Annotated in this window: 25 protein-coding genes; 11 read left to right on the top strand and 14 right to left on the bottom strand. The window is 51.4% G+C overall.

Annotated elements, in window-relative coordinates; translation table 11 throughout:
* Positions 1 to 427: 427 nt before the first annotated feature.
* The 3 genes from CRO19_RS25570 to CRO19_RS25580 form a co-directional block, all read right to left on the bottom strand.
* Complete coding sequence (locus tag CRO19_RS25570; protein ID WP_097098648.1) at positions 428 to 661, bottom strand: hypothetical protein; 234 nt, start codon at positions 659 to 661, stop codon at positions 428 to 430.
* A 13-nt stretch (positions 662 to 674) separates the two neighbouring features.
* Positions 675 to 1,319, bottom strand: coding sequence for a DNA methyltransferase (locus CRO19_RS25575; RefSeq protein WP_097098650.1), 645 nt, complete (start codon positions 1,317 to 1,319; stop codon positions 675 to 677).
* 324 nt (positions 1,320 to 1,643) lie between these two features.
* Complete coding sequence (locus CRO19_RS25580) at positions 1,644 to 1,892, bottom strand: hypothetical protein (RefSeq protein WP_097098652.1); 249 nt, start codon at positions 1,890 to 1,892, stop codon at positions 1,644 to 1,646.
* A gap of 352 nt (positions 1,893 to 2,244) precedes the next feature.
* Here CRO19_RS25580 and CRO19_RS25585 point away from each other — a divergent pair, with 352 nt between their 5' ends.
* The 3 genes from CRO19_RS25585 to umuC all read left to right on the top strand — a co-directional run bounded on the left by CRO19_RS25585 (position 2,245) and on the right by umuC (position 5,092).
* Complete coding sequence (locus tag CRO19_RS25585) at positions 2,245 to 2,436, top strand: hypothetical protein (RefSeq protein WP_097098654.1); 192 nt, start codon at positions 2,245 to 2,247, stop codon at positions 2,434 to 2,436.
* 923 nt (positions 2,437 to 3,359) lie between these two features.
* On the top strand, positions 3,360 to 3,809 hold the full coding sequence (umuD, locus tag CRO19_RS25590; protein WP_097098656.1) for a translesion error-prone DNA polymerase V autoproteolytic subunit: 450 nt from the start codon (positions 3,360 to 3,362) through the stop codon (positions 3,807 to 3,809).
* Between the two features lie 8 nt (positions 3,810 to 3,817).
* Positions 3,818 to 5,092: a translesion error-prone DNA polymerase V subunit UmuC gene (gene umuC / locus CRO19_RS25595; RefSeq protein ID WP_097098691.1), complete on the top strand. Its 1,275-nt coding sequence runs from the start codon at positions 3,818 to 3,820 to the stop codon at positions 5,090 to 5,092.
* A 44-nt stretch (positions 5,093 to 5,136) separates the two neighbouring features.
* Here umuC and CRO19_RS25600 read toward each other — a convergent pair whose 3' ends face one another.
* The 8 genes from CRO19_RS25600 to CRO19_RS25635 all read right to left on the bottom strand — a co-directional run bounded on the left by CRO19_RS25600 (position 5,137) and on the right by CRO19_RS25635 (position 10,117).
* On the bottom strand, positions 5,137 to 5,376 hold the full coding sequence (locus tag CRO19_RS25600) for a hypothetical protein (RefSeq protein WP_097098658.1): 240 nt from the start codon (positions 5,374 to 5,376) through the stop codon (positions 5,137 to 5,139).
* Positions 5,377 to 5,403: 27 nt separating this feature from the next.
* Positions 5,404 to 5,643, bottom strand: coding sequence for a hypothetical protein (locus CRO19_RS25605; RefSeq protein WP_097098660.1), 240 nt, complete (start codon positions 5,641 to 5,643; stop codon positions 5,404 to 5,406).
* Positions 5,644 to 5,725: 82 nt separating this feature from the next.
* On the bottom strand, positions 5,726 to 5,956 hold the full coding sequence (locus CRO19_RS25610; protein ID WP_097098661.1) for a plasmid partition protein ParG: 231 nt from the start codon (positions 5,954 to 5,956) through the stop codon (positions 5,726 to 5,728).
* Positions 5,957 to 6,063: 107 nt separating this feature from the next.
* Complete coding sequence (locus tag CRO19_RS25615) at positions 6,064 to 6,687, bottom strand: AAA family ATPase (protein ID WP_097098663.1); 624 nt, start codon at positions 6,685 to 6,687, stop codon at positions 6,064 to 6,066.
* A gap of 426 nt (positions 6,688 to 7,113) precedes the next feature.
* Complete coding sequence (locus CRO19_RS25620) at positions 7,114 to 7,893, bottom strand: site-specific integrase (protein WP_097098665.1); 780 nt, start codon at positions 7,891 to 7,893, stop codon at positions 7,114 to 7,116.
* Entirely contained in the window at positions 7,890 to 8,642 is a 753-nt protein-coding gene (locus CRO19_RS25625) for a hypothetical protein (RefSeq protein ID WP_320204580.1), read from the bottom strand. Before CRO19_RS25625 ends, CRO19_RS25620 begins: the two co-directional genes overlap by 4 nt.
* Position 8,643: 1 nt before the next feature.
* On the bottom strand, positions 8,644 to 8,991 hold the full coding sequence (locus CRO19_RS25630) for a hypothetical protein (protein WP_097098667.1): 348 nt from the start codon (positions 8,989 to 8,991) through the stop codon (positions 8,644 to 8,646).
* 724 nt (positions 8,992 to 9,715) lie between these two features.
* Positions 9,716 to 10,117, bottom strand: coding sequence for a VOC family protein (locus tag CRO19_RS25635; RefSeq protein ID WP_097098669.1), 402 nt, complete (start codon positions 10,115 to 10,117; stop codon positions 9,716 to 9,718).
* Positions 10,118 to 10,725: 608 nt separating this feature from the next.
* On the opposite strand from CRO19_RS25635, the gene CRO19_RS25640 reads away from it, so the two are divergent.
* Genes CRO19_RS25640 through CRO19_RS25675 form a run of 8 tightly spaced genes read left to right on the top strand, consistent with a single transcriptional unit; the run spans position 10,726 to position 16,366 of the window.
* Positions 10,726 to 11,481: a hypothetical protein gene (locus tag CRO19_RS25640; RefSeq protein ID WP_097098671.1), complete on the top strand. Its 756-nt coding sequence runs from the start codon at positions 10,726 to 10,728 to the stop codon at positions 11,479 to 11,481.
* Positions 11,482 to 11,490: 9 nt separating this feature from the next.
* On the top strand, positions 11,491 to 12,318 hold the full coding sequence (locus tag CRO19_RS25645) for a hypothetical protein (RefSeq protein WP_097098673.1): 828 nt from the start codon (positions 11,491 to 11,493) through the stop codon (positions 12,316 to 12,318).
* Between the two features lie 21 nt (positions 12,319 to 12,339).
* The gene (locus CRO19_RS25650) at positions 12,340 to 13,455 is read left to right on the top strand and encodes a hypothetical protein (protein ID WP_141400303.1); all 1,116 of its coding nucleotides are present in this window, start codon (positions 12,340 to 12,342) and stop codon (positions 13,453 to 13,455) included.
* Entirely contained in the window at positions 13,448 to 14,095 is a 648-nt protein-coding gene (locus tag CRO19_RS25655; protein WP_097098676.1) for a hypothetical protein, read from the top strand. The genes CRO19_RS25650 and CRO19_RS25655 overlap by 8 nt, the downstream gene beginning before the upstream one ends.
* The gene (locus CRO19_RS25660; protein WP_097098678.1) at positions 14,092 to 14,643 is read left to right on the top strand and encodes a histidine phosphatase family protein; all 552 of its coding nucleotides are present in this window, start codon (positions 14,092 to 14,094) and stop codon (positions 14,641 to 14,643) included. The genes CRO19_RS25655 and CRO19_RS25660 overlap by 4 nt, the downstream gene beginning before the upstream one ends.
* Positions 14,637 to 15,362, top strand: a complete 726-nt coding sequence (locus tag CRO19_RS25665; protein ID WP_097098680.1) for a hypothetical protein — start codon at positions 14,637 to 14,639, stop codon at positions 15,360 to 15,362. The genes CRO19_RS25660 and CRO19_RS25665 overlap by 7 nt, the downstream gene beginning before the upstream one ends.
* A gap of 7 nt (positions 15,363 to 15,369) precedes the next feature.
* A complete protein-coding gene (locus tag CRO19_RS25670) occupies positions 15,370 to 15,630 on the top strand; it encodes an adenine nucleotide alpha hydrolase family protein (protein WP_097098682.1) in 261 nt (86 codons plus the stop codon).
* Between the two features lie 22 nt (positions 15,631 to 15,652).
* Positions 15,653 to 16,366, top strand: coding sequence for a hypothetical protein (locus CRO19_RS25675; RefSeq protein ID WP_097098684.1), 714 nt, complete (start codon positions 15,653 to 15,655; stop codon positions 16,364 to 16,366).
* A 641-nt stretch (positions 16,367 to 17,007) separates the two neighbouring features.
* On the opposite strand, the gene CRO19_RS25685 is transcribed toward CRO19_RS25675, so the two are convergent.
* From CRO19_RS25685 to CRO19_RS25695, 3 genes are all read right to left on the bottom strand, one after another.
* Positions 17,008 to 17,289 (bottom strand): korC, encoded by a 282-nt coding sequence (locus CRO19_RS25685; RefSeq protein ID WP_097098686.1) that lies wholly within the window; start codon positions 17,287 to 17,289, stop codon positions 17,008 to 17,010.
* Positions 17,289 to 18,413 carry a DUF4238 domain-containing protein gene (locus CRO19_RS25690; RefSeq protein WP_097098688.1) on the bottom strand — a complete coding sequence of 375 codons (1,125 nt, stop codon included), beginning with the start codon at positions 18,411 to 18,413 and terminating at the stop codon, positions 17,289 to 17,291. Before CRO19_RS25690 ends, CRO19_RS25685 begins: the two co-directional genes overlap by 1 nt.
* A gap of 26 nt (positions 18,414 to 18,439) precedes the next feature.
* Positions 18,440 to 19,334, bottom strand: an 895-nt coding sequence (locus CRO19_RS25695) for a TIR domain-containing protein (protein WP_097098693.1), incomplete at its 5' end; no start/stop codon positions are given.

A 19,334-nucleotide genomic window follows, 5' to 3' on the forward strand; every position in this document is an offset into this window, starting at 1 on the left:
GTTCCGGCCTGTGCCGTGACTGAATGACAGCCCGGCGAAAAGCGGAGTGTTCAAGAGCGGTGACGAGGCCGCAGCGCAAGCGAACGGAAGCGGGATTACGGACGGCGCAGACGCGAAGCATGAGCGGAGGCGCGACGGGAGTAAGCGTGCCGGAGAGAGTGCGAACGGGGGAGGAGACGAGCCTGCGGCTCTTGAACACGCAGCGGCCGGGCTAAAGTGAAGTCACGGCACCGGCCGCAGACCGCTCAGAGTTTTCTCCCCGCACGCCGCCGGCGTGCATGAGGGGGGAGCATCGCGACATCCTTTTTGTCTTGTCCACATCCGGGGTGCATATCCTCCCCGGAACCCTGTGGATACATTTATGCAGGCCAGACGTCAGAGGGGGCATCCGGGGGCGGTCGTTTTTCAACCGCCCCGCGGGTCCCAGTCATCTGCGCAGGCACCCCCGCAGCTGTTCCGCGCGCTGGCCGGCATCCCTCAGGGAATCACAGATGCCGTCTAATGCCATCAGAGTCAGCCGCACAGCGGGCGCATCGCTGTCCCGCGGCCAGCGCTGGCGCATTGCGTGGATCCGCATAAACAGCTCGGTCAGCGTCTCGTCGATATCGGCCACGTCGTCAGCCAGACAATCGGCGGCATTATGTTCTGTTAGATTAAACATTTATCTGTCCCCCTTATGCCGCACGCGCGGCACGATGTGCATACAGGCGGCGCAGGCCGGCAGCGTGGTACTGCTCCATCAGCTCGATACCAATCCAGCGGCGCCCGCACTCCTGGGCGGCCACGCAGGTCGAACCGCTGCCGGCAAACGGGTCCAGGACAATGGCGCCGGGCTGCGTGAAGGTCTCAATCAGGGGGCGAAGGACGCTGACCGGCTTTTCGGTCGGGTGATGGCGGTTGCCGGTGTATTCCCACGGCATCACATCCGGCAGTGGCTTCGCCGGCAGCGCCGGGCGCCCTTTGGCCAGCACGTAGGCGCTTTCGTGCTGGTAGCCAACAAAGGCCGACTTTGAGGCGTAAGGCTTGGTGAACACGATGTGGCCTACCACGCGGAACCCCGCCGCCTTCCACGCCTGCATAAATATGTCTACGCGGTTCCAGCCGTAGAAACTCACCGCCAGGCTGTTGTCTTTCAGCACCCGATACATCTGCTGGCTTGCTGGCAGCACCCATTCGCTGTTCACGTCGTTGGCAATAGAGCGGCCGGAGCGGTCCTTAAAGCCGACGAGGTACGGCGGATCGGTGAGGATAAAATCAATGCTTTTATCCGGAAAGCCGCCCATAACCTGTACGCTGTCGCCGTGCATGAATCGAGACATAGTGATGCTCCTTTGTATGAAGGGGGCACCGGTAGTGGTGCCGTGCCCTCCACACAGACGGGCGAACAGCGGAGCAAACAGGGGCGGACGCGCAAGCCGCACGCGCCGCCGGAGCGGACTGAATGTCCCGCGCACGGCGGGGAACGGGTGAGCAGTCCGGCGACAGCTTCCCTTGTTTGCGAGGCCGCCCGGCTACCGTGAGGGCACGGCACTTCATGCCCGCCGGCGGCGACGCGCAGCAGAGGCGCTGGCAATGAAACGGAGCGCAGCGAGAGCCTTTTTCCGTGCGTCAGCAAAGTCCAGGCCGCCCGGGGGCGGCCTCCTTCAGTTTTTTTCCTCCCTTGCAGCCAGAATCGTGTCGGCGCAATGGCGCAGAAAATACCAGCTGAGACTGGTATCTGCATCGAGCGAGGCATCGGCCAGCGCGATGGTAGCCAGTACCTCATCCGCCGTCAGTTCAGGCGCAACATCGTCAAAATCATCAGCGACCCAGATGTGCCCCACGCAGGGTGTGTCAGGCGCAAAAAGCTGGAGTTGTTCAATAAGAAGGCCAATAGTCGGGTGGTTAGTCATATTCGCTCCGGTACAGAGAGTTGCACGGCATCAGCGCCGTGACCTCACAGCAGCCGGGTTGACGCGGAGACCGCAACGGTCGAGTGAGGAAGCCGCATGCGCCGCCGGAGCGGACTGAATGTCCCGCGCACGGCGGGGAACGGGTGACTCACGAGGCGGAGCCTGCCTTGCGGGTGAAGCATCCCGGCTAAGGTGAAGTCACGGCGCCGCCCGACATTTCGGAGGGAGGTTGCATGGCATTTTCGATGCCGGTGATGGTGCCTCCTGAAGCGGGGAGCGTGACGGCGCTCAGGAAAACCACCTTGCGGCCGAAGATACAATGAACCACCCGAACTTATGCGGAACAGATCCCATGGCCAGAGCCCTACATCCGACCTACCTTCCCGTGTCGCTTCACTGCATGGCAGAAAAGCTCCGGGAACTTGCTGATATGCTGGACGTGCGCAGTCCTTACATTCGCACTGCCGAGCGACATTACACTACCGGCAGTCGTGGTGAACTCCTCACGGTCATTCATATTGAGGTGCAGGAAGAGCCAGAATAATGACAGGTTCATAAACAATACCGGCACGGCGCCGCGGATGCCGGTACGGGCACAGTTTATTCAACCCCTGGTTAAAACGGAGCGTTTAAATCCGTACCGGCACCGCGTAATTTATCACAATCCCGGTCCGCTTTTACCGGCCTCAGAGCCTGCATCTGACTGTGCCAGTACTTACGGGGTCGGCCTGGCGAGAAAGGAGTCCTGAGAGTAACAAACCATACCCAGCGTGCCCGGAAGCGGCAATAAAAGCCCGGGCAATGACACTGTCGGGCACGCTGAGATCGCACAGCTGCGTAAGGGAGATGTCGTTTTCTTTCAGAAAAAATGGCAGAAAATGCAAGGAAGATGTATGGCGGCCCATAGATTATCCCGGACGGATAAATATGCCCGGCCAGGTTATGCAGGCAGAGTAAGACGGTGAGGCGCAGCCACATAGTGTCGATCGAAGAAACAGTGGCCGTTAATAGCCAGCCAGCAACGCTCGCCGCAGTCGCGGCTGAGGCGTACCGCAGCAGCGCGAGGAACGAACAGCCGTGGCGAGGAAGCGTCATTTCATCAGGTCCCGCATGAACTGCTTACGCTCTGCTGCAACAGACACGATGCTCAGGGAAAAGATTTAAAAGCCGCCAGGCCGCGGAAAGCCGGACGGCTGAGCTACAGCTGAGAACGCATCCATACGTACGCACAACCCACCCGGAGGATACCCCTCTGGCCATTCTGGCAAAACTGCATTTTCAAAAAAATATTCAGTTAACGCTCAGCAACCTGTGTCCGTTTGTATCCGGGATCGCGCTGATGCCTCTTGCCAGATAAATCCACCTCAATAATACTGTATACATGAACAGTATTACTAGGGTGTTTTTCATGCGTGTTTCACTTACAGCAATGACCTTTTTTCAGCCAACCCCCGGGAGCACCGGCTTATGAAACCGGCCGCGTACAGCTCAGGCCTCACGCTGCTGTGGCCCCCCCTTTTCACTCCGCGCGTGCGCGTGCCGCTGTTTGCTGATCCCTGCGCCGCCGGCTTCCCCTCGCCTGCTCAGGATTACGTGGAGTCCGAGCTTGATCTGAACGAACTCTGTATCCGCCGGCGAGCCTCTACCTTCTTCGTGCGCGCCAGCGGCAGCAGCATGCAGGATCTGGGCCTCTATGATGGCGACGTTATGGTGGTTGACCGGGCTGAGGAAGCGTCGCACGGGGACATCGTTATCGCTGAGGTCAACGGGGAGTTCACGGTCAAACGCCTGCAGCTTCATCCCCGCCTCGCCCTCCTGCCAATGAATCCGGCCTACTCACCCATTTACCCGGAGGAGCTGCAGCTGCTCGGCGTCGTCACCTGGTTTTTCAACAGCACGCGTGCGCGCCGGAGGTAGAGATGCCCATGTTTGGTCTCGCCGACGTCAACTCGTTTTATGCCAGCTGTGAAGCCCTGTTTCGCCCCGATCTTCGCGGTAAACCGGTTGTGGTCCTCAGCAACAACGACGGCTGCGTGATCGCCAGGTCAGCGTCCGCTAAAAAATTGGGCATAAAAATGGGTCAGCCCTGGTTTCAGATTAAGAATGAAAGTTATTCCCAAAGAATTCATGTGTTTAGCTCGAATTATGCGCTATACCATTCGATGTCGCAGAGGGTCATGACGGCCCTCGAGGAGCTTACGCCAAAGGTCGAGCAGTATTCGATTGACGAGATGTTCCTCGATTTAACCGGCATCAATGGCTGTGAGGATTTTGAACACTTTGGCCGGCGCCTGCGCGCGCACGTGCTGGCCATGACCGGTCTGACCGTGGGCGTCGGCATGGGTCCGACGAAAACGCTGGCCAAAAGCGCGCAGTGGGCGAGTAAAGAGTGGAAGGAGTTTAAGGGCGTGCTGGCGCTGACGCCAGGTAACCCGAAGCGTACAGCGACGCTTCTGCAGAACCAGCCGGTGGAGGAAATCTGGGGCGTCGGCAGGCGCATCGCGAAAAAGCTGAACATCATGGGCATTGAAAATGCCCTGCAGCTGTCGCGCGCGCACCCTGCCCTCATCCGGAAAAACTTCAGCGTGGTGCTGGAGCGCACGGTGCGGGAGCTGAACGGCGAGAGCTGCATTCCGCTTGAGGAATTTGCGCCGGCGAAGCAGCAGATCGTCTGCTCACGATCATTTGGCGAGCGCATCACGTCAAAAGTGGCCATGCAGCAGGCGCTCTGCCAGTACGCGACGCGCGCGTCCGAAAAGCTGCGGGGTGAACGCCAGTTCTGCCGCCGCGTAGGCATCTTTATACGCACCTCCCCGCACTCTCCTAGCGAAGTTTTTTACGGCAATAGCGCCGGTGAAAACCTGAAGGTACCGACGCAGGACACCCGCGATATCATCGAGGTGGCTATGCGCTCGCTCGATCGCATCTGGCTTGAGGGTCGCCGTTACATGAAGGCCGGTATAATGCTCGACGATTTTACCCCGGACGGCGTCAGCCAGCTGAACCTGTTTGACGAGGATGGCCCCCGCCCCAACAGCGCGAAGCTGATGAAGGTTCTGGATGGCATCAACCAGTCCGGGCTTGGTAACCTGTGGTTTGCAGGTCAGGGCGTAAGTACGGAATGGAAAATGAAACGGGAAATGCTCTCGCCGGCGTGGACCACGCGCTGGAGTGATATCCCCGTGGCGCGCGTGTTGTAATCCGGTCTGAAAGAATTAAGGTGATGTGATGCAGACCTGCCTTCTTATCGGTCAGTAATGCAGACGCCAGAATTCATCCAGATATGCACAGGCCTGCCCGGCTTCTTACCGCAGAAATATCGCCCACGCGGCAGTTTGTTGCCGCGTGGAAGCTGATGAAGCCAGTCGTCAAAAGCCGGACGGCGCCGGCGGGCTGCGCCCTTAAACAAGCTGGCTGACTGCTTAAAAGTCGTGGATACCATGCCGTACCTGCGCATCTGATTCAGTAATTCCTGCATTTCCATTGTTACGTCTCCGTTACGCTGTAACCCCTAAAGGGATTTGTTCTTCTTCCAGCTATCATTGGCCATGAATGCCGCGCGCGAAACGCAGGCACCCCACAGCAGCTGAAGGCCGATTTTAATCAGCTCACTGGCGTGAGGAAGAAAAAATAATGGTATGATAAAAACAGTACTGACTAGAAAACCCCATTCGGCGGCGTTTTTTCGATCTTTATCAGTTAGCTTTGTCATCCCTGCAAAGCCATTAATAAGCAATATCACTCGTTTCATCGTTACCTCATACAAAGAGTCAATGCCAGATACCTTTATGATACTGAGAACTTAAGCACCGAAAATTTGCTATGTTTTTTTGTTATTCGTTATCTTTTAGCCATCCGTCTACAAGCTGATTAATAACATCAGTTATTGATGTTCCTTTTCTCGCACAAGCGGCTTTAAATCTGATGTGTTTTTCTTCATCAAAGTTGACATTTACACGCTTAATTTTTCCTGTTGACGCCGGTGAAGATACGACCTGCTTGAGATCTCTGTTTTCACCAAACGTCATCTTTTTATTGACGCTATGAGCCTTTTCTAATGCCATTTTTGATCCCTCGCCTCATCGTTTAGAATTATTGAGTATTTGAGTGTTTGAGTGTTTGAGTGTTTGAGTGTTTGAGTACCTGAGTATTTGAGTGTCTGCATTTCAACTCAACCCTCTACAACGTTAACTATCTCTTTTGTGAGAATTTCAATCTCGCCTTTAGCTGCTCCGTCTTTTGATTCAAATACACTGTCACCATCGAGTATTGATTTGACATAAATCTGACGCTGGGTAATTGCTGTGCGGAAGGATTTAACACCTGTGTCCTTAATACTATCCTTGAGGACGTTAAGCATGGTTGCCTGTTCAATTTTCCGAGTAATTAGAAAGCGAGCTTCAACCTTACGACTATATGCCTGAGCCTCGAGAACAGTCACAACACTTCCAGCAGCGGAGAAATCTAACGGGCTTGGAGTAACCGGAATTATAACGAGATCGCTAACCATCACAGCAGCTGAGGTAATAACAGAAAGCGAGCCTGCTCCATCGACTATCACGTAATCATATTCAGAAAGATCTTTACGGATACCATAGACATCCTTTTCCGATGCCGCAGTAAACACATCAAATGCTGCTTTCTCTGATTTACTCCAGTTTGTCAGGCTCATTTGCGGATCTGTGTCTACAACAGCGATATTGAATCCAGCTCTTGCCATAGCAGTGCTTACGTTAATAACTGCAGTAGTCTTGCCGGAACCACCTTTCGGATTGAGGAAAGAAATGACCTTCATACTCAAAAACTCCTTTGCGCTTATACTCAAATGAAACAATGAGTAAATGAGCATACCATAAGCAAAAGACTAGCAAAAGCCATTTGAGTACTTACTCAAATACTCAATCACTCATCTAAAGGGACATTATGCACAACCCAATATCACATTAAATTACAATTAGTTATTTATATTATTATGAAGTAAAAACTATAAAAAACATGCATGAGTAAACACTCATATGAGTAAATGAGCATTAAAAAAACTGACGATAAAGGTATGTAGCAGTCCCCCCATCAACTCCGTGCGAGACAAAACTCTCACACTATATTCTTTACATGATCACCCAAGAGTTATTTGGATGTTGTATGGATATAGGAGACAGATAAAATTAACAACAATTGATGTAAGCCTAAGTCACATACCAAATTAGATTAGTTCGCTATATCACTTCTTAAGCATCGCCACAGCTTCATTACCCGGCATCTGGAACTGCACCCGGTGCCGGGCGGCAACGTCCAGCGCGAACACCCGCGTATAAATTTCGGTAGACTTGGCGCTCCTGTGCCCCAGCAGGCTCTGCAGCGCCTTGAGCGGCGTGCCGGCGTACAGCATGTGCATGGCGTAGCTGTGCCGGAAGGTGTGCAGGGTCACCGGAATGGAGAAATTCACGCCCTCTGACGCCGCCGCTCCCACCGCCTCGTTCAGCCAGGTGCGCGCCGTCCGGTCGGTGATCTCCCACAGCCTGACTTTTTCTGTCCGGCCCGTCTTGTCGCTGCGCCGCTCCAGCGGAATGCGCAGGGTGGCGATCATCATCTCCAGCTGGCTGACGTACTGCGCATCAGAAAGCGGCACCAGGCGATGCTTTACGGTGCCGGCGGGCAGACGGCCCGCGCGGCGCTCCGCTTTTTCCTCGCGTTGCTTGAGGGTGGCCAGCTGTACGAACGGGTACTGCTGACGCAGCAGAAAGTCTCCCCGCGTCAGCGCCAGCGCCTCGCTGATGCGCGCGCCGGTGTTCCACAGCGTGGTGAACAGCATCTTGCGCCGCAGGTCGGGCATGAAGTGGAGCAGGGCGCTGACCTCCGGCGCCAGCAGGTACTTCGGCAGGTCGTCGACCAGCGCGGCCATCTGGCGCAGCGCCAGCGCGGCGGGGTAGTCGATGGCCACCGGTAGCTGCTGCGCCTGAAACTGGCCGCCGGCCAGCACAGGCAGCAATGAATGATTCATACTTTTTCTCCGGAGTCGGAAGCGTCGCCTGCCGCTTTTCTTCTCATGTCGTTCTTTACTTCAAATGTAGCCAGCGCACGGGCGTGAAGCAGGGCCTGCACCGAGCGCCTCTTTCTCTCCCGGCGCCATTCTTCCCATAGCACGCGCTGCGCCGACCAGGGCGTGGCGTTGAGGCGTGAATCCGGGAAACCTGTCAGCTTACGCAGGCGCCGGGCCAGAATCACCGCCTTCAGGCCAAGCCGGGTGTACTCGTACTGCCGGGCTTCAAAGAACTCGTCGTATTCCGGGCCAATAAAATCCGCCGCATCGATGGTCCGGTCGGATTCGCTTTTTAGGACCGGCAGCTCCCTGAGCTGGTACATCAGCCGGACGGGCAGGGTGCGCCAGTCACCGGTGACAGCAGCATAGTCAAGTTCGGGCAGGGGATGAGAGGGCGCAAAGGCATGCTCATGTTCGAAACCGTTATCCCGGGCAACGCTCGCACAGACCTCAGCAAATTGCTCCAGCAGAAAAACCAGCTCGGTGGCGATGAAATATCGCTCCCGCTGTTGCTTTTCTTCTGACGCTGACTTCTCTCGTCTGAGAGTGAACTTATGGGTAAGCATCACGGCTCCAATCGCCGCGCCGGCAGTGATAAGCCCCGTGGCCACGTTCCCCCAGATCCCGGGTCCCTGATTTATAACCTGAACCGTAACAGGATGGGTGATGGCATCCGCCACCACGCTGGCTGATGAATTCAGGCTGCCCATGTCAGACTCGCTCTGCTTCGATAATAGCGCTGACCGCCTTATTCACGGAAAAAGGCCGCACCTCATGATTGGTGAATTTCACCTTGTAGCAGAGATGCTGCACGTAGCCTCCGTTATCCCGCAGCTCGTAGTCCACCAAAAAGCCTGAGATGTGACGCCCGTTGAGCTCGTATCCGGGCGAACAGTTGCAGTAGCGCGTATAGAGGTCTGTCAGCTGGTCAAAAAGCGCTCCTTCGGTAACCGGACCGGATGCCCTGACTTGTTCACGCTGATCCATGAAGTAATCGACTGCTGCTTTTTTTGAGGAGAACGTCAGGTCTCCTATTGTCACACTCTTCCCACGAGCCATAGATACCCTTTATGTCACCAAAGTAACCATTGATAAATTAATTATCACTCTCTGAACTTTATTTAGTTGCTCATATAATTATCATAGACATGATAATTACTAGCCTATCCATAAGCCTGCTCATTTTATCTAAGTGCAATTACCGCATCACCCTGTATGCATGATCCGACTTTTTCCCGATACGGCAGTAACCGGAAGGGTAGCACGGGGGCGGGGCGGGGCAAAGCTCCCCTTAACGGGGGCTGATTCCGCAAAGACACTATATCTGGTAGCCGGATCAGCAGGCTAAGCCACTATATGTAGTGCCCTGCTCAGAAAATCGCCGCAGAGGGGTGAAGATCCGCTTCCGCCTTTTTCCGGATCCCGGGAATTTAACAGTAAGCTGCCGTGCAGATTGCAGTGAATCAGGGGGATTTTCCGCATACAGGCAGGAAGAAAGCTGAAACGGTACTTTTCCGTGCCACCGTGATTTCTGCCGCAGAAAAGCCGAAACGGTGTCTGTCATAATAAATACGGGTGGCATACCCGGAGCCTTACTGAAGAGACTTTGACCGGAGAAAACGAAAGAGCCGGCGGCGGGGTAGGTGAGTGCCCTTGGAAGGCCTGCCCGTTGCGGTCGTCAGGTTAGAACAGATCCGTAGCCCGAACATGAAGCCGCCGTTACGATCAACCGCCGGGTGGACGTAGCCCCCCGACCGGGGGACAGCGCGAAGCGGCGGGGTAGTCAGCCGGGTCCGTTCTGATAAAGATCCCACCGGTTGCCGTAGATATCTTCAAAAACCACCACGGTACCGTACTCTTCCTCGCGGGGTTCTTCACAGAACTGCACACCTTTTTCCTTCATGGCCGTGTAGTCGCGCCAGAAATCGTCGGTCTGAAGAAAAAGAAAAACGCGGCCGCCGGCCTGATCGCCGATAAATTCTGACTGGCGCTCATTGGAAGCCCGTGCAAGCAGCAGGTTACAGTCGCTGCCGGGGGCAGGCGTTACCACAACCCAGCGCTTGCCGGGCTGGGGCGTATCTTCCACGAGGGTAAATCCCAGCTTGTCAGTGTAATAGCTGATAGCCCTGTCATAGTCGTCAACCACAACTGCCACGTAACCAAGACATCTTTTCTGTGTACGCATCCCCAACTCCTTTGTGAAACTTCAGGTGGTATATCGAAAACGTTTTAATCCCATACAGAATAAACATTGCGTCAGTGAATAAATAGATAAAAGTTATATTTTGACGCTTATCACAGTATCACTGCAAAAAACTTATCCTCTTCCTTACGTATTTCACCGGTAAAAATACCACAGATGATGCTGCCATCATGAATTATTCCAGCATAAAAACACACACAGGATAAGGCGGACACGACATGAAAATTTTAATAAGCAGAACTAATTTTAGTACCATACAAGAATTGTTCAAAAAACACTCAATGGAAAGAAATCCTAATAATTCAAGATATGAGATTTGAAGCTTAATTTTTATTAACCTTTAGTTAACATAAATATTATTTTATATATCAATAGCTTATTTTGAGTCGCCGAAGAGAAAATCGTTGTTGAAACATTCAGAAACATTATCTACATTGTTTTACGTTGCGCCATAGTTATATAAAAAAAACGCACCACGACCAGTTAAGTAAAATTTTTCTAAACAATTATCCATTTCCTCTGCCCGCTCTCAAAAGGCAGTCAGCGTACGTATCCGGTTAAAATATTATTCAGTATTTGAAGGATAAATTATGCAATCAACATTACGGTCACGTCCCGCATTACAGGAAGTTCAAAGACGCTTCCACGCGCTTAATAATTTTCAGAAGGACGAGGACAGGTTCTTCGAAGAGTCATCGGGATTTCTGGAATTCATCAGAGACGAAAAGTTATTACCGGCTATCATTCGTGAAGTTCTGCAAGACAGTGAATATCTGGCGGAGGTTTCATCAAACTCTTATAAGCATGTTAATCACTTTTCTAAAATCGTCCTCATTAACGATGAAAATCAGGATCACTGCCGCCTGACTCTGCATATCTGGAAGCCGCCTTTTACCGAAAACGAAATCAGTCAGGAACTTATTCACGACCATCGCTTCAGCTTTTCATCGTATGTCCTCTGTGGTGAACAGATACATGAGATTTTTCAGGAGTCCAGAGAAAAGTCGATAACGAAGGTCCGCTTTCAGAAATACAAATATCTCCCGTCTTCGACCGGAAATATTCATGACTGTTTCTTTGAGGAAGACGTATATCTCGATCAGGTTGCCGAGAAAACCGTTAGCCGCGGTCAGGTATATACCATGCACAATGAATCCATTCACCGCATAGTTTTTCCTGACGGAGATGAGCCCATTATTTCATTCCTGGTAAGAGGGCCTCGCAAACGCAATTACACCCATACGTATAACACCTTTTATCCCCGTGAAGGCACGGTCTCAAACGTGCCCATGTACACGCCGGATGAACTGCGTGAGTTGCTGACATATACACTGGAAAAAATCTGAGGAGATAGCATGAGTCTTGTCGTTGATACCGAAGGTTCGGTTCATGAAAAGCACGGCGAATATAATATTTTTCGCCAGCTCGCGGTAAAGGTATTTGCAGATCACATTGACGATGCTCAGTATTATAAATGGCTGGATGAGGTTCCTCTTGAGCTGAAAAGCCGGTTTCCTTCCGTGGAATTTAAGGAGCGCGACTGGGTAAGGGCCTCCCCCCCTCTTAATACTGCCGTATATTACGACACCCCCGCATACGATATTCTTCCTACCGGCGCATTGCTGAGGACCTCCTGCAGCAGGCTTACCCATGCCTTCTGCGCCTTTAAAATGCCGGAGGATGCAACCGGTAACCGGCTGGACAGGCGCCATGTATTTGAGGGGGAGGAAAAATCAACCATTCAGAATGACCCAAGCGGCCACGCCGCGGTCAGCATCGTTAAAAATCTTATTACCCGCCGCGACGTCGATCAGCCCGGTACCTTCCTGAAACTTGCCACGGGGATCTCCCCGGATGATCTGAGCCCGGCGCTGGTTCTGAAAGGCCACCGCTCCACGTTTTATGTCCTCATCGACGGCTATGACGTCCTGCGGTGTTCCATCGACCGTTCGTCCGTTTTTGATTTCCGCTCCGGCAGCGATGCGGAAGAACCGGCCAACTGGAAAAGCTTCCGTGAAGTCGAGCTGTCGCTTTATCCGCGGATTTCGGACGAGATCAAAGGCGACCTCCGCGTTGTTCAGGTCATTGAAGCACTGCGTGATTCCCTGATAAACCGCTTCGATACGCACGTTATCTATGACATTAAGTACCAGCGCGGCATGAAGCTGTTAGGTAAATACTGAAAATCACTCGTGGGGTATTTCGTGCTTCCAGTAATATTTATTACCGCCATTATGGCAGTCATGAACGGGGCAAAATATCAGTCCCTGAGTAACTATTTGCACCTGACGTATGGTTACCCCACGCGTGAAGTAGCATTTCTATTTTCCCTGTCAAATTTATGCGGGCTTACTTTTGGCCTTATTATGCTTTCGATACCTTCTGTCCGGGAAAAACTTTCCAGGCTGCACGTGATGGTTTTGTTATTTCAGGCGTCGGCCTTTGCACTGAACTATTTTTACCGCGACGTTTACGGCGCAATGATCTTACAGCGCGTTCTGGAAGGGTTTGTGTTTGCCTATATTATGAATTTCTATCCGGTTGCGCTTACCCGCTTTTCCCGCCCGGAAAAAGCTGAACTGGTTATGTGCATGTGGGGGCTGGTTTACGCACTCGGATTTGCATTTTCAAACGGGATCGCCGCACTTAATATTCCGGACGCCATCGCCTTTAATATGCCGTCGCTGATGCTCTTCGCGTGTCTGCTTTTCGTTAATAAAAAAATAATGCTGTCAGTCAGGATTAATAATGCGGCTGCGGGGAGTGTGGGAAGACCTCAGATGATAATTCTGGGAAAAATCGGGCTGGTTGCCGTGCCATTTTTTCTCTTTACCTTTGTATATAACAACTTCCTGTTTGCATATTCTCTGGCCAATCCGCAAAGCAACCCTCTTTACTGGATGATGCTGGTAAACGGTGCGGGCATTCTTCTCTCTAACGCACTGGTTTCATCCGGCAGACTAAACGCCACGTTTTATCTTGCACTACTCATCGTTGTGCTCTGGATCCAGACACAGTTTTCATCTACCGGCAGCCTGCCCGCTGCTGCGGGAGTCATCCTCGTGCTGGGCCTCATTGAAGGTGTGGTATTTGGTTTCTTTATAAGGCACTTCGCCTCCGGTGACTTTGACCTTGTTAAGGCGGGGTATCTGGTCTCAGGGAGCCTGGGCGCAACCCTGGGCCCGCTGCTGCCGCTGCACTTCGGTACCAAATCGCTGCCGGTTTCCGCGCTGTTCCTGACGGCGGTCATCTGCCTTCTGACTCTCAACGAAAGCAGAAAAAGAAGCTTACGACTCAGTGCGGGAGAAGAACATGTCTGACAGGGCACTGATGTTCTTCAAGCCGGAGTTCACGCCTGAGGATCGCGCACGGTATTTTCCCGTCATCCGGCACTATCTGGATGCGTACGGCCTGTCCATTGAGGACGACTGTGAGGTGCACGCGCGCGATGAAAAGGAGGTTATTTTCGAGCGCGTTTACGAACGGCTGCTGAAAAACGCACGTCAGCCTCAGTCAGGCAAGGTGATCGGGGGATTTTCTTATCTGGAAATGGCCACCGGCGCAGACGAAAAGCAACTGTTTCAGGAGTGGATCTCCCCGCTAAACCCCGCGCTTCGCACCGGTGAAGACAATTACTACCTGCAGAAGGACGATCTGCGCGTGGTGAATCCCTTTTGCCCCCATCAGAGACGCCTTTTTATTGAAAGTCGCGGCTCTGCGCACCTCTTTCTCATCCGCAGGAACGGAGCACTGTCGTGGTCGGAAACTAAACCCCTTTTTCAGGGCGCACCCGTGCAGACGGGCGGCCAGGGCAGAGGCATCCGTTCACACCTCAGTCAGTGCCGCTGGTATACGCCAACCACAAATGGCCTTCACCTGTCAGCATCAGATCATGATGCCCTCAGGGAAACCCAGGCGGTTATGGAATTTTTCACGGACAGCAGGCAGCAAAGACTATGAAGAAAGAGCTCATTCTTATCCGGCACGGGCACTCCGAATGGCAGGCCGGCACAACCCGGGACAGGAACAGTCACCTGACAGGTAAAGGGATAAGGGAGGCGGGAAGACTGTATAACGCGCTTCCGGCTTACGCGAACGTGTCTGACTTTCACCTCATCAGCAGCCCTCTTCACAGGGCTGTTGAAACCAGCCGTCTGGCCTTATCCCCGGACCTGTTCTCATCGGTACGTTACGACAGAAACTTTCGTGAAGCCTCTTTCCACGTCCGCGGCGGGCTTAGTCTGCCAGAGGATTTCTATCCCGAAGCGAACGGAAAGGTCAGCAGCGAATATCAGGATTTCAAGGCCGGGATCAAGGCAGCGCTCGCGGGGATTCTCGCTGCGCACGACCGCGTCATGATATTCACCCACGGGGGCGTCATTAAAACCATTCTGCGGCTCCACTGCGGCTCAGACGCTTTCTGCACGCAGATAGACAACTGTTCGGTCACCCACTTTGTCAAAAAAGACGCGGCGTGGCTGCTTCAGAGGGTGAATCACCGATGCTGAACTATGAACCGTTTTACCTGAGTACGGTCGTTATCCTCTGCGCGCTGTGTCAGTCCGTTGTGGGCGTAGGCCTCATTATGATTGGCCTCCCGACCCTTATCCTGAGCGGATATTCCTTTGATCATGCGCTTTCGATCTGCCTGCCCGGCTCGCTTATCATCAACGTGTTTCAGGTCCTGGCAGAGCGCAGCAACTACCGGCGCGCCGATCTTGTGTCCTACACGAGCATTTCCGTCATTTATACGGCTTTTCTTTTCTATCTGAACCTGGTCATCGGCCTCAGCTTCAGCAAGCTGACCGCGGGGATAGTACTTCTTCTCACCGGTGCTGTGGGCTTTATGCCGCCACTCAGAGAGCGTTTTCTGAAAACGCTGGATATCAAACCCGCGGTTACAAATACCGCGATAGGGGTGATCCATTCTGTATCCAGCCTTGGAGGCTCGCTGCTGTCACTGACGGGGACCGCCAGATATGCCGAAAGCTCAGAAGCCAGGCGTTTTATCGCCGGCGGATATTTGTCACTGGGGGTCATCCAGCTTGCCTTCTATTCCACCCACGGCGTCAGCATCACACCCGTCATGTATTCACTGATCGCGGTTCCTGCCTATTTTATTTCACGCACGCTGCTCACGCCTTACGTTAACCATCAAAAGTTAAAAACGTTCATTTTCATCCTGATACTTATTTATGGCGCACTGCTAATTAAACAGTCAATGTGAGGCAATTATGGAAAACATCCTTTCCAAATACATAGATACCGAGATTGGGGTTTCTTTCAGCAGCGGAAAAGTGGATGCCGCGACCCTCAAATCATTTAACTCCGGCTTTATCGTCATTCAGTCAAAGGAAACTGTTCAGCATATACCCTTCCATTCGGTGGTCCGCTTTATTGAAGCCGGCGATGAGGCGTACTTTCTGCTGCGCAAGCGTTCCCATCCGCTGACGATCGTTGTTACGCCCGTAATTAGCGTTGTCTCTACCTACTGACGTCAGAAGCGGGAAGCAGAATATGACCAGCATAACCACAACAGAAAACCTTCATTACCTGACAACCAGTCCGTGGAACATTCCTTCGGTCAGACACGTCAGGGACCGTGAGCCCCTGCTGATCACCGTGTCAGGCAATTACAATCTGGGCAAGTCAGCTTTTATGCACCGGCTGGGAGCCCGCCTCTTTCTGCAGGATAACTACACGATACTTATCGATGAGAGTGCCTTCAGGCATCCTCAGCATCCGTATGGGCTGAGAGAAGCAGAGGCCAACTTCTTTTCTTTCATTATTCATATGATGGCTCAGCGGGACATTCTTATAAAGTCATGGCTGAACTGTGGCTTCAACGTCATTATTGAACGGTCATTTACTGAGGATCTAATGCTCAGCAGGTTGCTGAACGGTGCATCTTTACTCAGCGAAGATGAAACGGCCTTACATACAAAGCTGCATGATTGTTACGTCTCAGCTAACCGTAAGTCTGACTGCGTTTTCTACTTTGATTATCCGGCAGAACGTTCAAAACTGAACCATGAGTCGGCGGTCAGGGCGGGCCAGATACCGGCATTTTTCTGTGGGGGGATTAACCGTGAAGAGTGGTTCTCAGCCTGTCACGTTCTGTACCGGGATTTTCAGCAAAGCTTGTGCTCAGAAGGCGTGACGGTTATGGAACACAACTATGACTGCTACGAAGACGCACTGCTTAGCAATTTTATGCACCGGTTTTTCTGATAAACCGTTCTCAGCCCTGTATCTGAAGCCGGGGCTGGAAACGTTACCGTACGCTCCCTTTACCTTATCCAGAAAGCCATCTGACGATAAACCCTTCCGAATAAGCCATAAATTTTTCAGCTAAACCTCTTACAATGTTCAGTGCCGCCTGTCACATGACTTCAGTCTGAAATGAACTTCAATGAAAACGGATCCGCTTCTGGTACTTTCCGGATCTCTAGAGAGGAAGAACGCTATTGGTGCTGATAATGCACTAATAATGGAAGATTGTTGAGATTGGGAGATTATTGCCTGAAATGGAAAATTAATGGCTTACTGATTCTGATACAGCAACAAATAGAAAAGGGTGCTTTTTTTCATTTTTATTCATCAACCGGACTTTAAGTCCGCCAATGGATTTCTAAATACCTGCAGATAAACAACAGACAAGGAAAATCACTATGTCACTATTATTTGCAGTTGTATTTACATTAATCGCTATCGGTCATTTCATTTGGAGTATGGTGGTCGCCTACAGAGGATTGACGTGGTTATTCAAAAACGTCGACAGACTTCCGCATATATGGAAAAGGAACTGGCGATACTATCGACGTTTCATCTTCCCTGAAATGAATTGCAGGATTCGCAGATGGTTCAGAAACTTAATCTAACAGAGAGCCCAGCCCGGCTACCTGGCACAGGCAGCACCAGGTGGTGAACACCATCCTGATATCTCCTTTACGCCATTTACGCACAGTACGCTCCTTGACATGCAGTCGATCGGCCAGCTGCATGTCGTTCAGAGTGATCATAGACAGGACGTGCCGGACCTCGCCGAGTTCCGGCCTGCTCCACTCCTCACCGGGCAGCAGGGTTTCAATATTAAAGGTACCTGTTGCCGCGAGTTGCTGGCGAAGACTTATCTGCGTACTGGTCAGGGCCATCAGCTTTCCTCCCCGGTAGCGCTCCAGCGAACAGGAAGTTGCGGAAGATAATAGATATCAGGCTGTTCATCCTGCAGCTTCAGATAGTTTTCAACATCGCTGAGCTGATAAGCCGAATAGAATGTACTTGAATTTCCTACATTGTACATATCGATAGTGCTCATGACATTATCAATGTAATCAAAAGAAACTTTGTAGAAATTTAAGTAGCGATCGTCACGACATTTCAGCAGTTCAGGCCGTGGAGAAAAAACGTCTATTCGGGGGCGGAATGTTAATGGTGATCCAGTAATAAAACACAAAGTGAAATTATGAGACAACGGCAGATATATTCTGTTCTGTTCCGTGTATAAACAAAATATATTCGGGGCTATCGAAAAGACTGGTCTGGAGTCTGTACTGTCAAAAGCGTGGCCGGTATGAATTATTTCAATCACGCTAGTCCGACTGAATATTTTATTCCGAAAGACATTGATCATGTCATAAGGCGTAGGTTTATTGAGAATAGCCAGCAGGCTGAATAAAGTAAAAATCGCCCGAGATTTATCCTCTCTGGGAGAGGACGAATTGGCCACGCGAAGCAATTTTTGATAAAAGCTATCTTCCATCAGTGCGGGCTGGGTGCCAGGCAGTGACTGAATGCTTTTTATATATTCTTCAAGATGCATTTCAATGTCACGATGGAAGTGGTCAAGAAGATCCTGCTTGTAGGGATTCTTGTTCTGGGGATTATGTAAATTTAACAGCAACTGCATTACTGCAAAGCTTGTCAGTGTCTCAAACGGGAAATCGCCGGGCTCAGCCAGACGAAGTCTTGAAAAATTATGTTCGTGAATAATGTCGTTCACTACTGCAGATGTAAGACGTTCATAGACCCCCAGTTCTTCCTCGATGTCAAAGGCTTCCCCGGTTTTGGCATCGATGAGACGAAAGAGATTTTTAGCCACCGCGACACTGGAAATTGGAAGAGGCTGTTCATACAGGACGTTATCTCCCGTACGTGAAGGGTATACCGTATGGCACCAGACGCGCTGCTTATCCTTCGGGCTGAGTGCCGTATCGTCGCTGCGAAAATTCCTGAGTACCCATTGGGAAAGCATATGCTGATTTCTGGTATATGCCATCTAATTATCTCCAGTAACTCTCTCAATCAATTATTAAGTATTTTTAACTCTTTTGATAAATCGTATTTCCAGTCTGATTTAGATATCCTTATAAGCCCGGAGAGGTCTCCGGGAAATTCCACGCCATCTTCAACTATTGCAGCGACATACTTGCGTGATAGTTTGGAAATCAACCATCCATGTTCGAAAACTACATTTTGTCTGGCTCTGTATTTCAATTCTCTTTCATTCTTGGCCTTACCTTGGTCACAGGCTGTATAGAGTACTACCGCATACGCCGCGCTGCTAATATGCTTCTCAAGCTTTTCAATAATGGTCTGCCCTTCGTTAGCTTCATGGTGAAGTATTACAGGATCAAAACCTTCTTTTGCCAGAAAAACATACACCTCGTTTTTGAGTGAATCGTCATGCCCATGGACAATGAATACTTTCTTTTTAATATTTAGTGCTGCATCACTTGCCATAGTAATTAACCCGTTTGCCTGCTCAGTGGTTTTTATTTCTTGTAAGCTGACGGAGTGGCTGGCGTCTTTCGAATTATAACTTGAAAGTATGCTCTCCAGCTCCATCTGTAAGTATTGACGTCTCCGTTCCCACGCACCGCCTCCTCCATGCACTTTCAAACCCACACTGTTTTTTATATCAGCAGGAGTCTGGGAGAACCTGATCCAGGAGGGAATAGTGATTAAATTATCCAGTTTAAGTAATTCTTTGCGCAGTGAATTAAATCTTTCAGAATATTTATTAGGATCCGATGCCCCCTCATTCACAACAGAGACACAAAGTGCAATAAATGATTGGACGAGGGAAATAACTGATTCTGGAACCGACATGGCGGGGGACGATAGACTTTGCACTGTGGTTATTTCTTCCCTCAGCCTTACATCAGCTTGGTAACCTGCAGGAATACTTCCTAAACCC

This window comes from Candidatus Pantoea floridensis (assembly GCF_900215435.1).
GTDB classification, from domain to species: domain Bacteria; phylum Pseudomonadota; class Gammaproteobacteria; order Enterobacterales; family Enterobacteriaceae; genus Pantoea; species Pantoea floridensis.

Bases quoted from the DNA above. Each gene is read 5' to 3' on its own strand.
- CRO19_RS25570 (WP_097098648.1), bottom strand. From the start codon at position 661: ATGTTTAATCTAACAGAACATAATGCCGCCGATTGTCTGGCTGACGAC.
- CRO19_RS25575 (WP_097098650.1), bottom strand. From the start codon at position 1,319: ATGTCTCGATTCATGCACGGCGACAGCGTACAGGTTATGGGCGGCTTT.
- CRO19_RS25580 (WP_097098652.1), bottom strand. From the start codon at position 1,892: ATGACTAACCACCCGACTATTGGCCTTCTTATTGAACAACTCCAGCTT.
- CRO19_RS25585 (WP_097098654.1), top strand. From the start codon at position 2,245: ATGGCCAGAGCCCTACATCCGACCTACCTTCCCGTGTCGCTTCACTGC.
- umuD (WP_097098656.1), top strand. From the start codon at position 3,360: ATGAAACCGGCCGCGTACAGCTCAGGCCTCACGCTGCTGTGGCCCCCC.
- umuC (WP_097098691.1), top strand. From the start codon at position 3,818: ATGTTTGGTCTCGCCGACGTCAACTCGTTTTATGCCAGCTGTGAAGCC.
- CRO19_RS25600 (WP_097098658.1), bottom strand. From the start codon at position 5,376: ATGGAAATGCAGGAATTACTGAATCAGATGCGCAGGTACGGCATGGTA.
- CRO19_RS25605 (WP_097098660.1), bottom strand. From the start codon at position 5,643: ATGAAACGAGTGATATTGCTTATTAATGGCTTTGCAGGGATGACAAAG.
- CRO19_RS25610 (WP_097098661.1), bottom strand. From the start codon at position 5,956: ATGGCATTAGAAAAGGCTCATAGCGTCAATAAAAAGATGACGTTTGGT.
- CRO19_RS25615 (WP_097098663.1), bottom strand. From the start codon at position 6,687: ATGAAGGTCATTTCTTTCCTCAATCCGAAAGGTGGTTCCGGCAAGACT.
- CRO19_RS25620 (WP_097098665.1), bottom strand. From the start codon at position 7,893: ATGAATCATTCATTGCTGCCTGTGCTGGCCGGCGGCCAGTTTCAGGCG.
- CRO19_RS25625 (WP_320204580.1), bottom strand. From the start codon at position 8,642: ATGGGCAGCCTGAATTCATCAGCCAGCGTGGTGGCGGATGCCATCACC.
- CRO19_RS25630 (WP_097098667.1), bottom strand. From the start codon at position 8,991: ATGGCTCGTGGGAAGAGTGTGACAATAGGAGACCTGACGTTCTCCTCA.
- CRO19_RS25635 (WP_097098669.1), bottom strand. From the start codon at position 10,117: ATGCGTACACAGAAAAGATGTCTTGGTTACGTGGCAGTTGTGGTTGAC.
- CRO19_RS25640 (WP_097098671.1), top strand. From the start codon at position 10,726: ATGCAATCAACATTACGGTCACGTCCCGCATTACAGGAAGTTCAAAGA.
- CRO19_RS25645 (WP_097098673.1), top strand. From the start codon at position 11,491: ATGAGTCTTGTCGTTGATACCGAAGGTTCGGTTCATGAAAAGCACGGC.
- CRO19_RS25655 (WP_097098676.1), top strand. From the start codon at position 13,448: ATGTCTGACAGGGCACTGATGTTCTTCAAGCCGGAGTTCACGCCTGAG.
- CRO19_RS25660 (WP_097098678.1), top strand. From the start codon at position 14,092: ATGAAGAAAGAGCTCATTCTTATCCGGCACGGGCACTCCGAATGGCAG.
- CRO19_RS25665 (WP_097098680.1), top strand. From the start codon at position 14,637: ATGCTGAACTATGAACCGTTTTACCTGAGTACGGTCGTTATCCTCTGC.
- CRO19_RS25670 (WP_097098682.1), top strand. From the start codon at position 15,370: ATGGAAAACATCCTTTCCAAATACATAGATACCGAGATTGGGGTTTCT.
- CRO19_RS25675 (WP_097098684.1), top strand. From the start codon at position 15,653: ATGACCAGCATAACCACAACAGAAAACCTTCATTACCTGACAACCAGT.
- CRO19_RS25685 (WP_097098686.1), bottom strand. From the start codon at position 17,289: ATGGCCCTGACCAGTACGCAGATAAGTCTTCGCCAGCAACTCGCGGCA.
- CRO19_RS25690 (WP_097098688.1), bottom strand. From the start codon at position 18,413: ATGGCATATACCAGAAATCAGCATATGCTTTCCCAATGGGTACTCAGG.